The following is a 16,419-nucleotide window of genomic DNA, read 5'->3' on the forward strand; positions in this document are numbered from 1 at the left end:
CCTCTCTTATTTGCTATGACGTTTGTATGTTTACTTGGCCTTAGGCCGATTCCATCGCAGGAACATAAATGCCTTCAGCGTTGATTTTTGTGGTGCAATTACCTTCTAACTCCTCTCTTTGCTGTCAGGTCATTTACCTACCGTTGCCAATTCCTTGTCCTTAGGTGCGAAAAACAGTGCGACGGGGCCATCTTCTGTGTCGTGAATACTCAGCAAGAATGAGCCGGCCTTGTCGCAAACGGGGTTCCAATCGCTGATATCGTTATCGCCCTCGTCAAAGTAGCGCTCGATCTGATTTTCAGGGGCATCGAGTTCAAACCAAATCGCCACAAACTCGCCGCCTTGGCGTGCGGCCCATGCTTCACACTCAACACGGGTCACGCCTTCATCCCACTCGGGTAAATCTGGATGGGTCCAATAACCTTCTTCACGTTCAACTGTTGCTGCTTGTATCGACTTCATGCTGCTTCTCCTTGGCGCTGGGCTTGATTTGTTTGCCATGCGGGCAAATCAGTGTTTGATACTCGCCAATCAAGCTCGCCAGCCTTGTCATAGGCCACTGAGCCGCCATATTGAGCACCCTCAAAAGTAAATGTCGCAGTGCAATACAGTTGTGGATATGCACCGTTAAACGCCGTGAAGGTTAGATCAGGGCGCAGTGATAACAGCTGTTGCTTAAAGGCTTCGGCCTTAGCATTGTGTTCCGTGATGTCAGCTTGCTTGTGCGAATGGCACGCCGCGTTGCAATAAAACGCCTCACCAATGCAGATCACCGCTTCAATGTCCGTCGCATTACCTTCATCGTCTTCGGCTTTAATTGGGTTGCCGCAGTGGTAACAGGTAAAACACCAACCATCGGCCAGTAACACTTGATAAGGCACGTTGCCTTGCTCAGCGTATTGGTCATATTCAGGGCAGCGAGTCACTGACATATCATCTTCAAAGGTCAGATTAAGTTCGCCCGCACCTATGCGACGAGCGGCAGCAGCATGTTGATGAAACACAATGCATGCGGCGCCCTCGCAATGTTCTTGTACTTGAAACGCTTTAATCTTGGGTGTGTTCATGCTGCTTCTCCTTTTATCCTGAGTTTTGATTCTGCGTTGAGTGCGAATACTTCGGCGTCGGCTTGGCCGAAGTCGCTGCACTCGATGGCGTTAAAAGACTTACAAATGCCCCAACCGTGATAGTTGTTTGGGGTGTACTTCACTTCGATTTGTTGTTGATCGCACATCAAGGTGGAGTAGGGCTTAGATAGCGTGACCACACCCGCTTTAGTGCTGAACGTATTCATGCCGCCTCCTTGTTTTGGTTGTCGCTGGTTTGGCTGACAGGCGAATGGCAGGGCAGGCGCATTGAGTGATATCGGTACGAATACACTATGGTGCGGTTAATGCCCTTAGCGAGGTTGGTTAAGCCGTTGCCCAATGCTTGCCAGTACAGGCAATCTAGTGCGCCGAGCGCCAGCGCGATTTTGATGCTGTCGCCCGTTGTTGCCTTGAGTAGCAGGTTCAACTTATGGCTGCGGTAATGATTTAACAGATGGCGAAACGCCGCTGATTGAGTCATTTAGGCCACCTGCTTCGGTTGCAAAGAGCCTGATTGCAAATGAGTTAATTGCAGCTTGGCCCAGTCGATGGCTTTAATGGCCTCGACCGTGGCGGCGATTTGCTCTAACTTCTTTTGCCCGCGCATAAAGTTCGACAGTTCAATACCGTGGCGAGCCGCCGCGCGTTCGGCGGGCAGGGCACTGGTGTAATGCAGCGTTAACGCGGCAATCACCTCGGGTGAACTAATGCGGGTGAGCGATAGCAATAACGAAACGCGCTCTTGTGATTCAAAGCCCGGGAGTAAGTGGTTCATCATTCAAAATCCTCAATGCTTAAGCCCAACTCTTTAGCTAGTTTGATATTCTCGATGCGGCGGCGTTTATCCAAGCGAACTTTATCTTCAGCCGATATCCTCACGGACTGAATTACAGGTTCCTTTTCCTGCTGAAATCGTACTGCTTGTGTTTTAGGTGCAACTATTGATGGCGATGTGGTAGATGAGTTGGCGACTTTCATCACTTTTAGCTTTCGCGCTTTAGGTGCGTATTTAGCGCGTTTTTGCGCTTTGATACTTTCCTTATGCGCTTGGTAGTACGCCCTTGCCGCAATTTGCTTTGGGGTGAGTTGTTGATTCATGCTTCACCTCTGTTCCATTCGTGCTCAGGGCTTGCGTCCCAGTAGCAAAACTCCATAAAGTTTTTAAAGCCGTCGCCGTACTCTAAATAACGCTTATAGCGCTGCTGTGACTTAGTTGTTTTTCGAATACAGCCAATGCCACCGTATTCAACCTCCCAAGTTGGGTGGCAATGACGAACAACGCCAGGCTTGTCATCATCAAAGTTAACGCCAAGGTGATGACCGCAATCTTTGATGATCACGCCAGCGCGGCCATTCACTTTAACTAAGCGGCCTATTTCGGCTGGAACAGCGTAATGCTGTTTGATGTAGTCAAATTGGCTCATGCTGATTTCCTTATCTTTTAACCAAGAAACGGTGCAGACCTTTGGCGGCACGAATGGCGACAGTGCGGTCGGTGGTAAACTTGCCACCGGGCAACATCCAACCTTCCTTAAACGCGACGATATGGCCAACGCCGATTTTGATATCGCTGTGTAGCGGTTTGTCATCAGTTAACATGCTGCATTCCTTCTCTCGTCATCACACTCAGCAGGGCTAGGCTGCGGCTTCGCCGTTAAACACCACCAGATTGATGATGGGTTTCTTGGTTTTGGGGTTCACCTTGTCCGACAGCTTGTGATAGCGAATATGCACATCGCGGTGGGCTTCTTGGGTCATGGCTAACACGATATATTGCTGGCACAGCGCGGGCGTCGATAACGAATGCGACAGGCGTTGTGGCTTCATGGTTTCAAACAAGTGCTGCGCCATATCATCCAACTTAGCTTGGTACTCGTCGGGGCTCAGTTGACGGCGGTTAGGGTGTGCGCCTACAGAGGTGCTGCACTTTTTGGCCGCTTGATTTTTCGCTAAGGTCATGGACACGCCGTAAACAAAAAACATAATTGCCTCCAACAAGGTGAAACTATCGCCGTTATCGTTACTGGGATATGGACCATCACCCCTTGGTTGCCTAAATCGTGAATGTTCGCAGCGGCTCTACTGCTTAGCGGCCGACGGGCGCGGCTGTCGTCATCGTGTGCAGCGGATGCACATTAGCGACGGCTTGCGAGTCGTTACGCCACACCATCACCTTGCCGTACAAACCTTGTTGGGGCTCAGTGAAGCGCAGGCAGAAATTGAGCCCAAGTTCGCCCGTGTGGCGAATGAACTGGCGGTAAAAGGCAGCGCTTGGGTGGTGATAGGCAAAATGCTTTACTAGCTCATTGCAGCGGGCTTGCACCCGTGGGCAATCCATCGGGTCGGTGTGGCCCTTGGCCAGCGCCATCAAGCAGGCAAAACGTATGGCAACCAGTAGACGAAACTCATCGCGTTGCTTAGGTGTGGTGTGAACTTTCGCTAGAATCATTTCCTTGTCCTCGGTAGTGCCCATTGAGAGCAAAGCTCGAAAGGGCGATCAGTCGTTTATGGTTCAGAATGTCAGTGCTTGGGATTAGCTGTTTGCTGTGCAGTATCTAATCGACACAACCATAGTAGGATAACCTACACTCTAGTGTCAATGTTTATGTAGGTTATCCTACTTTTGTTTTTTAAATTCATGTCTGAGTAACGAAATGCAATGTGATGGGACTGATAAGTTAGATTTAGGGGCACGGTGGCTATGTGCATGAAAGTTCTTCGTAAGGGAGGAGGGTTAACTAAGGTTGTTTGGAATCACCGTGAAAAGGCGAATTTTTTGCAGCAGATTGCGACCATTAAATTTTTGGCAAATTTAATGCTTTTATTTCTAGCGTTGGATGTATAAATAGATTTTGTAGTTTGCAAATGAGATTTATTGATATTGGAGTTTAAGTTATGCATTTAAGTAGGTGTTATTCCAAACTTGAAAAAGCATACTTCAGTCATGTACGGTGTAGATGGTTTACAATATTTTTCTTTCTAACTCCTTAATTATTTCATTTGCTTTTTTTAAACAGTTTTTATCTACACATCCATTTCTATTATTGAATATAATTAAAGAAAGTAAATATGACCTATAGCCTTTTAGTTTGTTTTGTAGCTGATCTTGTGAAAATTTTCTATAAAATACTTTATCATCTGCAAACTCTTTTTTAAATTTTATGAAATTCAAATTGAACAAGTTTTCCATAATAAAGGTTGCGGATTTATTTTTTCGCAAATAAGATACAAGTTTCTTTATTATTTTTATTTTTTTATCAGAAAGTCTTATGGTGCCAACAGGATCTTCTTTATGTATTTTTAAAAAACTGAATGTTTTCTGCTTTTCAATGCTTTGTTTTTTAGTATTTTGTATAACATAGCCATTTAATGATATAGTATTTTCACAAGATTTTCTTTTTGAGCTTTTTAAGGTCAAGGATAAGCTAGAAATATAGATTGATATTTCTTTTTCGAATTGTTCACCTTGTAGGAATTTACTTTCTGAGGATGAGAATAGTAAATCGTCAGCATATCTACTATAAATTATTTTTTTATCTTCACAATATTTTTGTATTAATATATCAATTCTTCTGAAAAGAATATTTGAAATTACAGGTGAAGATGAGAATCCAATAGGTAAGATATCTTTTCCTTTCAAATCTTCGTCTAGAAATGTTTCTGTCACTTTATGTGTTACAGCCATAATAGCAATATCAAGAGGAGAATATTTAGATTTTTCTTTGTCACTACTAAAACAATCTTTAAGTAGTGATTGGATTTCATTAAAAGCTATGGAGTGGAAAAATTTTTTTATATCCAATCGTAGGAAATAATATCCGTGGATGTGAGGTTTGAGGAAGTCGAAGTATGATTTTCCTTGCACGAATCCACATGCAGATGAATTAATAGGGATGTGAGATAAAACGATTTTCGTAATTTTTTCATTAATAGAATGATGATCACTATTTTTTTGTATCTCAAAAAAAACATCATCACCAACTTTTCGCTCAATAACACTTGGTTGAAAATTATCGAGTAAAGCTGTGTTGCCTTTTAAGATTGCATTCTTGAAAAATTCATTGTTAATTATTTTAATTTTCATAAGTACTTCAACCCGATACAAAAGAACATCATTACACCGTAGGTGTGACCCATTAGCAACCTAATTAGGCTGACCAGTGATAGTGGCTATTGGGACTGTGCCCGAAGGCGGGAGGGGCAAGCCCTCTGATACTCGTAAAAACTCATATCTTCCCTCTACTATCGGGTTGAAGCATACGTATAATATCATATAGCTCTGGAAAATGAAGCTTAAATACGCTACCAAATGTTTGTTTTGTAATACAACATTCTTTTTCTATTTGGTCTATTGCAAAATTTATAAAGCTTGTTGTCCAACCATCTGTTTTACCTAACATTTTATTGCTTATCGTACTTGTTTCAAGAGCACTCATATATGCTTTGGCTAATTTACTTGTATTCAGTAAATTTGAATTGATTTCTTTGCCGCTTTTAATTAATTGTTTATAGCTTTCTGGATGAAAGGATTTATAGCTCATGAGAGTCTTCGTTTTACCATTAAAGATCACTCTCATATAATCAATGAGCATATTTTCTGTTAGGTTTTTATTGTTATTTATTCTATCAAAAACAGGGTTCATATCAATTTTATATTTTTCATTAAGCCAGTTATAAAATATTTCTGAACTTGAATCCTGTATTAAGCAACCTTCAATTGTTGTTCTGCAAATATAAAAGTTTTTCATTAGCAAATGTTTTTTAATCGCATTAAATATAAATTCGAATTCAAGTTTAGGTGAGAATTCCTGCTTGGTAATGTCCACTTCAACCTTTTTTGATAAGTTGTTAATTAAAAAAGTGACATTAGATTTTATAGATCTATACTTTTCATTGAAACCTAATTTGTATTTATTCCTTTCCTTTTCTAAATCCTTTAATCCCATTTTAAAGTAATCACCGTTACTGTTATATTTTAATGAGAAATCCCCCGGAGAACCACATAACTTTATTGCTTTATCAGCATCGAACAAAAACATATATGGAATTGCTGAGTTAGAATAAGATGGATTTATTCTTTCACCAACAACATTGCTACTACTTTTATAAATGTCTATGTTATTTAAATGAGGGAAATGTTTTGATAGTTTCATGTTTCCGAAAATCTCAAGTTCAGTTTCCCCTTCTACAAAGAGAATGAAATCGCTAAAAAACAATCTTGCCTCATTGTCACTAAAAATGTTTATAAAACTTTCGTTGTCATAAGTTGAATTCAACAATTTTATATTAGTAGAAAGGTCGTTTGATTTTTGGAAGTTATATACATTTTGCTTATCTCTGAACCTTTTTATTACTTCTTTTACAATGTTTGGTGAATGCGTGGTTATGAAGACTTTAGGCCTTGCTAATTTGCTTTTACTTCCCTCTATATATTGGTAATGGTTATAAATATCATGTATGAGTACCTCATTCATTTTAGGGTGTAGCCCGAGTTCTGGCTCATCGATAAAAACGAATGGAGTAATATATTCTCTTTTTGAAATGGTAACTAGAATTTTTAGAAATATTTTTATAAAGTGAAAGGAATTTGTTCCATCTGATTGGATTTTTAAATCATTTTCATCTATCTCAAACTTATACCCTTTAAGCCCAGCTTTAATATAACTAAGTACTTTTTCCTTTGGTGTGCTAGGCTTGGTTGATATGATATCGTTTAATTCATTAATATATGTCCGATAGGAGTTTCCTTTAGCTGAATTAATCGATTCATCAAAAAAATTGATGACAGCTTCGTCATCAATTCTGGATAGGTTGAATGATTTCAGCCGAGATATCAAATCCCATAAGCTATCCCATTCATGAAGATCCATATGGCGGGGCTCAATATGAAAGAATGGATATAAATATAGAATCAGATTACGAGTTTTCTTATCCTTAGTTAACCATTTCACCGAACCATCATTATATATGTTAAGTGTTAGTGTGAATGAAGTATTGTCAGCATCAAATCTATTGAGTGCATATATACCTCTTTTATGTGCAGGGATTAATTTTCTGGATATAAATGAGAAGTATTTGTCATTTGGTTTTTTTCGCGTAATTCTATATATTCTAGTTGTATCAAAAGTGACTGATATAGTTCCTTTATAAGAGTAATTAGAATGCAGCTTTGGTGATATTTCTTCTTTCCCATCTAACTTGTTATAGAAAAATTTTAATGCCTTAAGTAAGTTAGACTTACCTACATTGTTTCTGCCAACGATACAGTTCATATCTTTCAAATCTTTTACTTCTAACTCATCAAAAGATAGTAAGTTTGTAATCTTAATCGATTGTACTGTCATAGATCGCTCAGTTTCTATATGGTTGGTTGCAAAAATGTTATTGTTTGTATGGGTGGATGTGTTAGGCTCTCGTACTTTATGTTTATTAGGTTAAGAATGTCAAAGATATTCTAGAGAAAATGCGAAATTCAAATTTTCATATCATGTACTTAACCTACGAAGAGTTACTTACATAAGATATTGGTTGAAGAATAATAGAATGTTTGTTCTATTATTGAAATTTCTTCTAATAAGTCTTTTCAGATGAAAACATAAGGAGAGTCATAGTTTTAAATTTACTAACCTAACTATTCCAAATATTTAGAACTGACCACCAGAACACCCAACCTATAATCTTAATATCTGCCATTTTTTCAGGCTGGATAAATTCGTCTGGAAACTCATCATTGTTGTAGCTTTTGATACGAATGCCACCACCTGGCATACGGTAGAGCATCTTTACTCTTAGCATGCCGTCATGATCTATGGCATACATTTCGCCATCGACAATATTCTTTTTACTGGTATCGACGCCAACTGTGGTGCCATGACGCAGGACGGGTAACATGCTGTTACCAGAAACAGTGACACAAGCGGCATGTTGGGGATCAACATTACTCTTTTTTAGAGTAGATTTGGCAAAGCGGAGCTTGCAACCGCCATTTTCTTGCACGAAAGTTGAACCATTACCTGCGGCCAATTCGACTTCGCGGTAAAAAGGTAATGCGACTTCATCATCCCTTAGCGGCGTATCACCATCCCACAAATCAAAGCCAGCATGCCACTCAGCATTAGACTCCACTGTTACTTTAGATTCTACATCGCCATTGAGTAGCCATTCTGGAGTGCATTTGAGTAGTTCTGCTAAAGCTATCAAATTGGCACCTTTTGGTGAGGTGCCATTCTTACCATCTGTTTCCCAATTGCTCACTGATACGCGATTAATACCTACATATTGAGCTACTTCATTCTGAGATAATCCCAGTTCTTTCCTTCGCTCAGCAATTCGTTTTCCCATGGTTTTTTTCATTGACAGCACTTCCAGATATTACATGTAGGCAAGACTACATAAAAACCATGACATTGTAATCGTAGTTTTAGTTTACACATGTAGGAAAACCTACTATTATCTTTTCAAGTTTTTGTTAAATCCATTTCAGGGGTCTTCATGAAAAAGACAGATGTCCTTAACTTTTTTGGTGGAACCGCAGCAACTGCGGCTGCACTGAACATTAAAAGCCCGTCAGTTTCAGGTTGGGGTGAAGACGTTCCCGAACTCCGCGCTTATCAAATCGAGCGCCTAACCCACGGCGCCCTCAAAGTTAACCCCGTTATTGTTTTAGATAATCCTAAGTCGGCGAGTGTGGCTTAGGTTCACTTTAGGTTGAAGGAGGTAGGTACACATGAAAACCAATTCACGTAAAAAAGATAGCCGTTTGAATTTGTTGATGAAAACGATTCATCGGGTGTTGGAGTTACCCAAGATGACGCGCTTTGCGCTGGCGATAGATTTTGTTGCGGCGGTTGAGCGCCTTGGGCTGAGTGAAGTGTTAGCGGCGGAGGGCATTAGCTTTGCGAGTACTCAAGACGTGCACAACGATGCGCGGATAAATGCCCAAAAGCTGTTCCGTTGGCTCGGCCAGTACGAGGGCCAGCATCCGCAGGCAGATCGCTTGTTTCATGTTGAGCAAGCACTGGTGGCGGCACTGCCCGAGCATTTGCGGGTGCAGTATCTCAACGATGTGTTTGGTTGCACTGGGGTGACGGTCATTGCTGACCGCATGAATGACGGCCATGTGTTGCATGTGGCCGATATGGCGGCATCGTTAACCAAAGAGAACGCCGAGGCGCAAGTGGCGGTGATCCATTTGGGCAATGAGCCCAAGCGCGAGCAGTTAGTGGCGGCGCACCGTGAGTTAAAAGAGTCGGCTGCGACCACGCAAGCCAGCATGGCAGCGTTAGAGCTGGCGTATCCGTATTTAGCGAGTCATGGCGGCAAGGCGGCGCAATACGCGGCCGAGAAGTGACCGCGATGCCGCAAGCGAACCTTAACATCAATGTTATCGCCAGTGCTAAGACTGAGCTGCATCAGCAGTTGATCCGCTTGGGCGACATGATCGGCGACGGTTTGCACTTAGAACCCGATGGCAAATGGATTGCGAAAGAGTATGTAAAAGTGGCGCGGGCGTTAGGTTATCGGCCAAAACGCGCGAATCACAGCGCACAGATTAATGCGGTGATGCTTAAGCGGGTGGCTGATGTGCCGTGTGGCCAGTGCGGTTTGGCTTTAAAGCAAACCAAGTCAGGCTCGAAACGCGCCGTGTGTGCCAATGGGCATAAATGGCAGTTGTTGAAATAAGAGAAGGAGTGAATGACATGTTCACAAATCAGTTAAGTGATAACTGGGCGCGTAAAAAGTGCCGTTATCAAATTGCCCGCCACAGTTTGGCGACCGATGCGGGCTTGATACCTAAGATGAAGTGAGGAGCAGAACGATGTTTGATCCTGAATGTTTAATTTGTTGTTTGGAGGGCGGCGCCGCGTGTTCGGTACATGGGCAAGTTAGCAGTGCTGATGGGCCCGCCGTGGCCACGCTTACCGAGATGGAAACCGCGCAAGTGACGTTACTCATGATGCAAGCAAAGCAGTTAATGCTTAAGGCGATGGCGCTTAAATCTAAGTCGAACATGCCTAATAGCACTGAGCCTAATGTGGCTGAGCTTAGCGCCAAGGAACTATATGCCAAGGACTCTAGCGCGGCAACTTCTGAACGGGCAGCGTTAAGTGGCGTGAACATGGGCAAAGACATTGCCTGTTTTCATGGGCATACCACGGCGGAGTTGTTTAAGCGAACGCAGGTGGGCCGAATGGTTGAGGTGTTAAGGAGCTGCGATGAATTGCAGCATAGTTGCCCCGAGCGTTTGGCGGTTATCGCGACCGACATAGTGGATAAGGCGTTGCTGGGTAGTAGCAAGCAGTTGTTGCTTCCAACGGTGAGCATTGATTGGATCATGAATTATCTGTTGATGGAAGAACAACGCGCGGAACGTTCTATTGCGCTATTGGCGGCGGATGTAGGCGCGGCCGATGCGAGTGCGGTTGATATGAGTGCAATAGCGAAAAGCCGCAACGTGCACATTAAACGGCGTGATTTTTTTAGCCAGTTGCGCAGTAACTTGGCGCACAAGGTTTACTTGCTTGGCAGTGAAGGCGAGCGAGCGGAGGGCAACGGGGCGCATTGCAGTTGACCCGTTGTTGTAGACATAAGAAAGCCCGCTAAAGTTTGGCGACTAGGTGCGGGCTTAATACCTAAGTGAGGCTATTACATGTTACGTATACATGATGGTTTCGTCAATTTTACGCAGTGGGTTGCTCTGTTTGGGGGTGACTTATGAGTATGGAATTGATGGTAAAAGCGATGAAGGCCAAAGTGGGTAATCCACTGCGCAAGCTGGTGTTGATCAAGCTTGCCGATAACGCGAACGATAATGGTGAGTGTTGGCCGAGCCATCAGCATATTGCAGATCAGTGTGAGATTGGTCATAGCACAGTGAGAAAGCACATTGCGGCCTTGGTTGATATGGGTTTTGTCACGGTTAAATATCGTAAGGGGCCTAAGGGCAATTTAACCAATATTTATACAATTTCAATCTGCTACGAGGTAGCACCCTCTGTGCTAGCAGATAGCATAGGGGTGCTACCAGATAGCAGACCCCCTCTGCCACGAGATAGCACAGGGGTGCCACCAGATAGCATAGGTATGCCACCAGATAGCAGACCCCCTGTGCCACCAGATAGCACCGGAATCAGTCACTCTTTTGAACCTATCAAAGAATCTTTAAAAGATAGTTGTCCAGCAACGAGTGCTAAGTCGGTTTTCAATGCGTTTTTCAAAGCCTATCCCGCCCATCGCAAAGGCGGCTCGGATTCGGCTGCGTGGAAAGCGTGGAAGGCCGAAAAGCTGACCGATGCCGATTGCGTGTTGGCGGTGACGTGGTTGAAGGAGGCTGCGGCGCTGGATACGAGTTGGGGCTTTAGCGCTAACGGCCAGTTTGTGCTCGGTATTACCAAGTTTATCCGCGAACGCCACTGGCTCACGCCGTTGCCAAGACCAATGGCCACAGCGGTTGGGCAAGTGGATTGGAGCTACGCGGTGTATGACCCAGAGGACCCCTTGATATGACTGCCTATCAAAATACGAGCATGAAATCACTGCAGACCTTAATCCGCCAGCCGCTGGTTGGGCAGGGCGAACGGGTGATGCAACCTGAGCCGACGGCAATGGATATGGCGATTGTGGACAGCGTGTTTAGCAAGTTGCGGGTGTTGTTCCCTGTGAGTGCGCCACGGCCTGAGGATGAAGCAACCCACAAAGGTGAGTGGCTTAAAACCTTGGCGGCGCAAGGGATTGCGAGCCGCGAACAAGTGCAAGCGGGGCTGAATCGCGCGAGACGCGAGCAGGGCGATAGGCAGTTTTGGCCGACACCGCGCCAGTTTGCGCTTTGGTGCCAACCGACAGCCTGTGATTTGGGGTTGCCCAAGTTAGAGGCGGCGTTTAAGGAGGCAACCCGCCATTACCATCACCCTGATAAGCATACGTGGAGCCATGATGTGGTGCGTTTAGCGGTGCGCGAGACGGGCAGTTGGATGTTTGCGACTGGGCTTGAAAAGGACGTGTTAATGACGTTTGAGCGCAATTACACAGTGTTATGCAGGCGCTTTAGCCGTGGCGAGTTAACCGATGTTGAGTTGCCAAAGGCACTACCCGAAACGGTGACGCGGCCCACTGAGGCGGCAAAGGCGAAATCAATTATTGCCAATTTACGAACCAACCTTGGGCTTAAGGGGGCAAATGATGGCGAATAAACCTCTGACACAGCGCGAACGCTTGATGCGCATCATCACCGGCAAACGGTTTTGGACTCTGTTTGAAATCCAGCAAGAAAGCTTTAACCGCTTTGGGGTTCACGACAGCGAGACAGCGTTAAGTGCGCGGTTTCGGGATATGCCGATGAATCAGCGGGTAAAGCGCATACGCTCGGGTACCCATCACACCTTTGAATATCGGTTGGAGGGATAGATGGCGCAGGTGATGACAGCAACAGGCGTAGAGCAAGGCAAGTTAAACGATGCAGTATTGCGCCGTTGGTTGCGGGCAGGGATAACGCGGGACTTTCGGGACACGCAGTTTCCGGCGGTGCGGTTACGGGCTTCGACCGATAGACGCCAAGCCTCGGTGTATTTAGTGATGAACGAAGCGGGCAAAACCGTGTGGCAAAAACAGGGCGTGTGGCCAGTGATGTGCTTGAAGACCTTTTTAGCGGAGTTACCCAGCTTGCTCGCCAAACGCAGCATGGGCCAAGCGGTAATCAGCAACGAGTTTGCCACGGTAGCGCAATTGCTGGCGTGGTTTGTCACCCATGTGGAATGCAACCGCACCTTAAGCAACAGCTGGCGCAGTAACTGTAAATCGTTAGTGAGTAAACATCTCAGCGGCTGCTTTGGTGAGTTACCGCTCAATGAGCTGAACTTTATCGCAGTGGACAGTTATTTAATCAAACCCATGTTGGCGCAGGGCTATTCGGCCAATTACATCAAAGCGGCGGTGAAAGTGTTAAAGCGGGCTCTATCGGTTGCGGCCGATTTACGGGTGTTAGACACCAATAGCTTGGCGGGGTATCGGGTACAAATGAGTTTGAAGATGCCGCCTTTGGTGGGCACACAATTAAGCGAGTCGGACGTGGGCCCATTATTCAGTGCATTGCGAAATGCAGCAAGACCGGTGGCGATGCTGTTTGTGCTGATGCTGATGTTCGGTACCCGCATAGGTGAAACCCGTTTAGCACGTTGGGACCACTTTGCCGGCGATTACTGGTTTATTCCCGCCGAGAATGCCAAGAACCGCCAAGAGCACCGCTTACCTATGACGCCGACAGCCAAGAAGCTGATAACCCATTATGCCCACTGGCAATACACGCATGTGGGCAAGCGGGCGTTTTTGTTCCCAGGCGAAGTAGGGCCGGTGAGCATACGCACTGCGCAGTATTGGAGTGAAACGATTCGGTTTAAGGCGTTTACATCGCATGCACTGCGCAAACTGTGCCGCACCATTATTGCCGACATGGGGGTAGATACTATGGTGGGAGAGCGGATTTTGAATCACACCTTGCCGTTGCTGCTGCGCACTTACGTTAACAGCACCTTAGATAAGGGCATGTTGATGGCGTTGGATGCCTACCATGCGCACTTAATCACGCTGGGATTTGATGATGTGGCGCCCGAGATAATGCGCCAATCGACCACTGAGACGAGCGAGCCGGATGAGCCAATGTTAGTGGGGTGGTTATGACAATAACAAATAGAACGAGTGAGTTATGGACTTCACGCAGGAGGATTTATGGCTAATCGCGCCGCGGATGTATTGAAAGTAGGGCGCCGTTTACGGGGCATGACCCAAGACGAAGTGGCGGAGATTTACGGCATTAGCCGCAACACTTACCAACGTTGGGAAAATGGTCGTACTACTGCGCCCTATGACGATGTGACATCGATATGCCTTGATGTGTTTAAGCTTTCGATTGAGAAGATAAATGAGGTGGCCAATGGGCTTTAGCGATGAACCCGAGCAGAGGATGAACATTAAGGCGTTGCGGTTAGGGTTGTATCGCTGGGGCCGTTATTGGGTGTACCAAGAGTTGGGCAAGGGGTTTTCGAACCGTAGCGCCTGCGACCGTTTAGGTGAAGCCTTGGGCGGCGGCAACCTAAAGCATGAACTCAACGTGCCTGCCCATGTAGCCCATTTTGACCACCTCGTTGAGCAGTTATCCATTAACTGCAAACGTGCCATCCGTGCCCATTATCTGTGTAAAGAGCAGTGGGCCTTAATGGGATTTGACAGCAAAAAGTCTTACATCTTCTGGCTAAGAAAAGCCGAAATGGCACTGCTAGATAGGATGAATTAAAAGGAACGCCCTCTTGCGAGGGCTGGCGGGTTAGACGGTTGTCCACCAAGACTGCTAACCCGTTGTCCGGATTTTATCAAAGGTTCGGACAGATACCTATGCAAAGTAATTAACTATTAAATGATGCACTGAGCTTAGGTGTGAGTTCTATATTGATCATAATAAAACTAGGCTTTTACAAATGATTGTTTTGTGGATTTATCGTTTTGGTGCTCTTGCCACAATACGCCTTTATGCATTTGCTTGGGCTAACGCCAGTTACCCCCAAGTGTTTTACGGGGCAACCCAAACACTCTGTAAGTTAAGTGTTAGTTAACCTGAATTAGTAATACGACTAGAGGCAATCGAGATTGCTTTATTACTTAGAATTTATAACTTATCTAATGGACTCTTTGTCCCTGCGTAATGTTGGCCAAGCACATGGGTGTAGATTTGTGTTGTACTAACGTCATTATGGCCAAGTAGCTCCTGAACACTTCTGATATCACTGCCCGATTGAAGTAGATGGGTTGCAAAGCTATGTCTAAATGTATGGCAGGTAACACGCTTAGTTATTTTGATGTTACGCACCGCATTGCCGAGCGCTTTACGAATAACACTCTGATGAAGATGATGCCTGCAAAGCGTTCCTGTATAAGGATTAATGCAGGTTGTGGTTGAAGGGAAAATGAACATCCATCCGTGTTGCTTAAAGGCATTTGGATACTAACGCTCTAACGCATTGGGTAGGGAAGGACCGATCCCTTGTTGGTTGTCACTGTGTTGAATCTCCATTGCTTTATTAATATATGCTGTGAGTTTAATGGCACATTTATGGCTAAGGATTGTTTGTCTATCTTTATGACCTTTACCATCCCTCACAGTCAACGAAGCTTGTTCAATATCAATATCTTGGATACGTAACCTGAGGCATTCTGAAACTCTAAGTCCACTACCATAGAGTCGTTCTATTATTAGCCTATCGCGGCCATCAAGCTCATTTAGTATTAGTGAGATTTCTGAAGGGGATAACACTGTAGGTAAATAACGTTGTTTAGTGGCATAGCAAAAACCTAAATTTCCAAGCTCATGATGCAAATGCTTCTGGTACAAATAGGCTAACGCGTTCAGTGCAATTTTTTGAGTGTTGATAGCCACATTCCGTTGATTGGCAAGGAAGGTTAAGAATTGTGCGACCTCCTCTGTTCCCATCGTTTCAGGATGACGCTTGTGGTGAAAGTTAATGAACGCCTTGATCCAATACAGGTAGGATTTTTCTGTTCTGATACTGTAACCACGCATGCGCATTTCTTCTTGAACACCGCTTAAAAAAGGGCTTTTTATACTCATGATAGCAATCCTTGCGACACTGTTTATATGTACAGTATTATTTAGAAATCGCTGAAATCAAGGAAGATTGTAAAATTTTTTGCGCGTTTACACTTATGAATTCCCATGTATTTTAATAATTATCAATGGCTTATATTTTAACGGTTCGAGTTAATAGGTTTGGAAAACGCGCATGCGCGTTTTTCCAGATGGTGTATTTGAAAAAAAGCTGATAAGTTCCTTTTATTACAAGTAATTAACAGTGCGCGTTTTTACTGGTCTAATGAGGTAAATGCGCATGCGCACTAATAAAATGTTAAGTTTCTTTCTCGGAGTGTATGAATGACCCAAAATGTTTCTGATCGCTTAATATTGAAAACAATATATAGGATGTACCTCTCTGAATTTAAATCCTTTGATAAAGAAAGCAGAGTAAATAAAATTTATGTTCCGATTGATTGTGACCGTGTAGCAAAAGAATTAAATATGGATAACGAAATAGTATTTGGTCGTTTATATTACCATTTAGAAAAAAAACATGGATATAAGCAAACTGATGGTAGTTCTGTTAACTTATTCTGTTTAGAAATTGACGGTGATCGCCATGTTGTGCATTTTCCTCTTTTATCTGCTGTGTTAGCTGAAGAGGAGCAATCGTTCTTAAGGTTTACAATACCAATTGCTATCTCTTTTATTGCATTAGGGCTATCCATATTCACATTGATTACAAAATAAAAC

At 44.0% G+C, this 16,419-nt stretch carries 24 protein-coding genes and 1 pseudogene; 11 read left to right on the forward strand and 14 right to left on the reverse strand.

What is annotated here, in order from left to right; genetic code table 11:
• Window positions 1-129: 129 nt before the first annotated feature.
• The 13 genes from Q4Q57_RS09755 to Q4Q57_RS09815 all read right to left on the reverse strand — a co-directional run bounded on the left by Q4Q57_RS09755 (window position 130) and on the right by Q4Q57_RS09815 (window position 8,441).
• Window positions 130-462, reverse strand: a complete 333-nt coding sequence (locus Q4Q57_RS09755) for a hypothetical protein (protein ID WP_311890699.1) — start codon at window positions 460-462, stop codon at window positions 130-132.
• Window positions 459-1,067 carry a hypothetical protein gene (locus Q4Q57_RS09760; RefSeq protein WP_311890700.1) on the reverse strand — a complete coding sequence of 203 codons (609 nt, stop codon included), beginning with the start codon at window positions 1,065-1,067 and terminating at the stop codon, window positions 459-461. The genes Q4Q57_RS09755 and Q4Q57_RS09760 overlap by 4 nt, the downstream gene beginning before the upstream one ends.
• On the reverse strand, window positions 1,064-1,294 hold the full coding sequence (locus Q4Q57_RS09765) for a hypothetical protein (RefSeq protein WP_012089043.1): 231 nt from the start codon (window positions 1,292-1,294) through the stop codon (window positions 1,064-1,066). Before Q4Q57_RS09765 ends, Q4Q57_RS09760 begins: the two co-directional genes overlap by 4 nt.
• Window positions 1,291-1,569 (reverse strand): hypothetical protein, encoded by a 279-nt coding sequence (locus Q4Q57_RS09770; protein ID WP_311890701.1) that lies wholly within the window; start codon window positions 1,567-1,569, stop codon window positions 1,291-1,293. Before Q4Q57_RS09770 ends, Q4Q57_RS09765 begins: the two co-directional genes overlap by 4 nt.
• Window positions 1,570-1,863: a hypothetical protein gene (locus Q4Q57_RS09775; RefSeq protein WP_311890702.1), complete on the reverse strand. Its 294-nt coding sequence runs from the start codon at window positions 1,861-1,863 to the stop codon at window positions 1,570-1,572.
• Window positions 1,863-2,186 (reverse strand): hypothetical protein, encoded by a 324-nt coding sequence (locus Q4Q57_RS09780; protein ID WP_311890703.1) that lies wholly within the window; start codon window positions 2,184-2,186, stop codon window positions 1,863-1,865. The genes Q4Q57_RS09775 and Q4Q57_RS09780 overlap by 1 nt, the downstream gene beginning before the upstream one ends.
• A complete protein-coding gene (locus Q4Q57_RS09785; RefSeq protein ID WP_311890704.1) occupies window positions 2,183-2,512 on the reverse strand; it encodes a hypothetical protein in 330 nt (109 codons plus the stop codon). Before Q4Q57_RS09785 ends, Q4Q57_RS09780 begins: the two co-directional genes overlap by 4 nt.
• A gap of 10 nt (window positions 2,513-2,522) precedes the next feature.
• A complete protein-coding gene (locus Q4Q57_RS09790; RefSeq protein WP_012197007.1) occupies window positions 2,523-2,687 on the reverse strand; it encodes a hypothetical protein in 165 nt (54 codons plus the stop codon).
• A 36-nt stretch (window positions 2,688-2,723) separates the two neighbouring features.
• Window positions 2,724-3,071 (reverse strand): hypothetical protein, encoded by a 348-nt coding sequence (locus tag Q4Q57_RS09795; RefSeq protein WP_006082041.1) that lies wholly within the window; start codon window positions 3,069-3,071, stop codon window positions 2,724-2,726.
• 103 nt (window positions 3,072-3,174) lie between these two features.
• On the reverse strand, window positions 3,175-3,537 hold the full coding sequence (locus Q4Q57_RS09800) for a hypothetical protein (RefSeq protein ID WP_311890705.1): 363 nt from the start codon (window positions 3,535-3,537) through the stop codon (window positions 3,175-3,177).
• A 513-nt stretch (window positions 3,538-4,050) separates the two neighbouring features.
• Complete coding sequence (locus Q4Q57_RS09805; RefSeq protein ID WP_311890706.1) at window positions 4,051-5,172, reverse strand: reverse transcriptase domain-containing protein; 1,122 nt, start codon at window positions 5,170-5,172, stop codon at window positions 4,051-4,053.
• 142 nt (window positions 5,173-5,314) lie between these two features.
• Window positions 5,315-7,432 (reverse strand): retron Eco8 family effector endonuclease, encoded by a 2,118-nt coding sequence (locus Q4Q57_RS09810; protein ID WP_311890707.1) that lies wholly within the window; start codon window positions 7,430-7,432, stop codon window positions 5,315-5,317.
• Between the two features lie 283 nt (window positions 7,433-7,715).
• Window positions 7,716-8,441: a helix-turn-helix transcriptional regulator gene (locus tag Q4Q57_RS09815; RefSeq protein ID WP_311890708.1), complete on the reverse strand. Its 726-nt coding sequence runs from the start codon at window positions 8,439-8,441 to the stop codon at window positions 7,716-7,718.
• A 138-nt stretch (window positions 8,442-8,579) separates the two neighbouring features.
• Here Q4Q57_RS09815 and Q4Q57_RS09820 point away from each other — a divergent pair, with 138 nt between their 5' ends.
• From Q4Q57_RS09820 to Q4Q57_RS09865, 10 genes are all read left to right on the forward strand, one after another.
• Window positions 8,580-8,783 (forward strand): Cro/CI family transcriptional regulator, encoded by a 204-nt coding sequence (locus Q4Q57_RS09820; RefSeq protein ID WP_311890709.1) that lies wholly within the window; start codon window positions 8,580-8,582, stop codon window positions 8,781-8,783.
• A gap of 31 nt (window positions 8,784-8,814) precedes the next feature.
• Window positions 8,815-9,438 carry a hypothetical protein gene (locus tag Q4Q57_RS09825; RefSeq protein WP_311890710.1) on the forward strand — a complete coding sequence of 208 codons (624 nt, stop codon included), beginning with the start codon at window positions 8,815-8,817 and terminating at the stop codon, window positions 9,436-9,438.
• 5 nt (window positions 9,439-9,443) lie between these two features.
• Window positions 9,444-9,770 (forward strand): hypothetical protein, encoded by a 327-nt coding sequence (locus Q4Q57_RS09830; protein ID WP_311890711.1) that lies wholly within the window; start codon window positions 9,444-9,446, stop codon window positions 9,768-9,770.
• A gap of 136 nt (window positions 9,771-9,906) precedes the next feature.
• On the forward strand, window positions 9,907-10,659 hold the full coding sequence (locus Q4Q57_RS09835; RefSeq protein WP_311890712.1) for a hypothetical protein: 753 nt from the start codon (window positions 9,907-9,909) through the stop codon (window positions 10,657-10,659).
• 143 nt (window positions 10,660-10,802) lie between these two features.
• On the forward strand, window positions 10,803-11,594 hold the full coding sequence (locus Q4Q57_RS09840) for a helix-turn-helix domain-containing protein (RefSeq protein ID WP_311890713.1): 792 nt from the start codon (window positions 10,803-10,805) through the stop codon (window positions 11,592-11,594).
• Window positions 11,591-12,277 (forward strand): replication protein P, encoded by a 687-nt coding sequence (locus Q4Q57_RS09845; protein ID WP_311890714.1) that lies wholly within the window; start codon window positions 11,591-11,593, stop codon window positions 12,275-12,277. The genes Q4Q57_RS09840 and Q4Q57_RS09845 overlap by 4 nt, the downstream gene beginning before the upstream one ends.
• A complete protein-coding gene (locus Q4Q57_RS09850) occupies window positions 12,267-12,491 on the forward strand; it encodes a hypothetical protein (protein WP_012088970.1) in 225 nt (74 codons plus the stop codon). The genes Q4Q57_RS09845 and Q4Q57_RS09850 overlap by 11 nt, the downstream gene beginning before the upstream one ends.
• Window positions 12,492-13,760, forward strand: coding sequence for a tyrosine-type recombinase/integrase (locus Q4Q57_RS09855; RefSeq protein ID WP_311890715.1), 1,269 nt, complete (start codon window positions 12,492-12,494; stop codon window positions 13,758-13,760).
• A gap of 48 nt (window positions 13,761-13,808) precedes the next feature.
• Window positions 13,809-14,024, forward strand: a complete 216-nt coding sequence (locus Q4Q57_RS09860; RefSeq protein WP_006082023.1) for a helix-turn-helix transcriptional regulator — start codon at window positions 13,809-13,811, stop codon at window positions 14,022-14,024.
• Window positions 14,014-14,373 carry a hypothetical protein gene (locus Q4Q57_RS09865; protein WP_006082022.1) on the forward strand — a complete coding sequence of 120 codons (360 nt, stop codon included), beginning with the start codon at window positions 14,014-14,016 and terminating at the stop codon, window positions 14,371-14,373. The genes Q4Q57_RS09860 and Q4Q57_RS09865 overlap by 11 nt, the downstream gene beginning before the upstream one ends.
• A 369-nt stretch (window positions 14,374-14,742) precedes the next feature.
• Here Q4Q57_RS09865 and Q4Q57_RS09870 read toward each other — a convergent pair.
• Window positions 14,743-15,702 (reverse strand): annotated as a pseudogene (locus Q4Q57_RS09870) (integron integrase).
• A 321-nt stretch (window positions 15,703-16,023) separates the two neighbouring features.
• On the opposite strand from Q4Q57_RS09870, the gene Q4Q57_RS09875 reads away from it, so the two are divergent.
• Entirely contained in the window at window positions 16,024-16,416 is a 393-nt protein-coding gene (locus Q4Q57_RS09875; protein ID WP_311890716.1) for a hypothetical protein, read from the forward strand.
• Window positions 16,417-16,419: the final 3 nt, after the last annotated feature.

The sequence above is a fragment of the Shewanella sp. SP2S2-6 genome (assembly GCF_031931965.1).
Classification (GTDB): Bacteria; Pseudomonadota; Gammaproteobacteria; order Enterobacterales; family Shewanellaceae; genus Shewanella; species Shewanella baltica.